This is a genomic window from Streptomyces sp. NPDC002776, from assembly GCF_053592195.1.
The window spans coordinates 1-1,446 of record NZ_JBSFVG010000066.1 but is presented as its reverse complement, the minus strand read 5'-3'; the positions used below and the strand labels follow the sequence as shown (position 1 = coordinate 1,446).

Below are 1,446 nucleotides of genomic sequence, written 5' to 3'. Positions count from 1 at the left end.
GCTCTACCTTCTTGATCGGGTTGATCGAGCCATTCGTAGGGTTGGATCGCCCAGGGGTGCCGGGTGTGGCTATCAGGCTGCTGCCAGCTCGTGGCTTACGTCGCTTCGCCGCCCGGTGCCCCACGACGACTCGGCCGCCGATTAGGAAGTGCGAATCCGTCGCTGTGTAGAGCAATGCCGGCGAGGTCGTCCGTGGCACGAACAGCACGAACAAGCAGGTCAGGAGCGCGATGAGCCGGATATGGGCGGGGATCGACAGCGGCAAGGGCCACCACCACGGCCTCGCACTGGATGCCGACGGCAAGACGCTGTTGTCACGGCGGGTCGTCAACGACGAACCCGAGCTGCTGAAACTGATCGGCGACGTCCTGGACCTGGCCGACGGCCGTCAGGTCACCTGGGCCATCGACATGACCGGCGGAGAGCCCGCGCTTCTGCTGGCGCTGCTGGTCGACCACGGCCAGGAGGTCCTCTACGTTCCCGGCCGCCTGGTGAACCGGGCATCCGACGGCTACCGCGGCGAGGGCAAGACCGACGCCCGCGACGCCTACGTGATCGCCGACCAGGCCAGGATGCGCCGCGACCTGCGGCCCATCCGTCCCGACGACGAAGCCGCCATCGAGCTCAAGCTGCTGACCGGGCGCCGTGCAGATCTGGTCGAGGACCGCACCCGCGTGGTGAACCGCCTGCGCGGCACCCTGCTGAGCATGTTCCCGGCCCTGGAACGGAGCCTGGAGCTGACTAACACCGGCCCGCTCAAGCTGCTGACGGGTTACCAGACGCCGGCCGCGATCCGCCGCACCGGCGCCGCACGGCTGACGAAGTGGCTGACCAACCGCAAGGTCCGCAACGCGAAATCCCTGGCCGAAGCGGCGGTCGAGGCCGCCGAACGCCAGCACACCGCCGTCCCCGGGGAGAAGACCACCGCGAAGCTGGTCCACACCCTGGCCGAGGAGGTGATGACCCTCAACGAGCAGATCTCCGAGATCGACAAGCTCATCGAGGGCCGGTTTCGCGAACACGAACTCGCCGACATCGTCCTGAGCGTCCCGGGTATCGGCACCGTCCTGGGCGCCGAGTTCGTCGCTGCTGTCGGCGGCAGCCTGGACGAGTTCGACTCCCCGGACGCCCTGGCGGCCTTCGCCGGCGTCGCCCCCGCACCTCGCGACTCCGGCAAGGTCAGCGGCAACCTCCACCGGCCGATCGCCTACCACCGAAGACTCCAGCGCGTCTTCTACACCTCCGCCCTGGTCAGCGTCCGCTGCGACCCGAACTCGCGGAGGTTCTACGACCGCAAACGTGCCGAAGGCAAGAAACACGTCCAGGCCGTGCTCGCCCTCGCCCGCCGACGCGTCAACGTCCTGTGGGCTCTGATCCGTGACCGACGGTGTTACGAAGTGACACCCCCAGCGACTACGGCAGCTTGACAACAGCATTAGGAAGCGA

The 1,446-nt window shown here is 67.8% G+C and carries 1 protein-coding gene; it reads left to right on the top strand.

What is annotated here, in order from left to right; all coding sequences use genetic code 11:
- The first annotated feature begins 230 nt into the window (after nt 1–230).
- A complete protein-coding gene (locus ACWD11_RS35165) occupies nt 231–1,427 on the top strand; it encodes an IS110 family RNA-guided transposase (RefSeq protein WP_389421694.1) in 1,197 nt (398 codons plus the stop codon).
- The last annotated feature ends 19 nt before the right edge of the window (nt 1,428–1,446 follow it).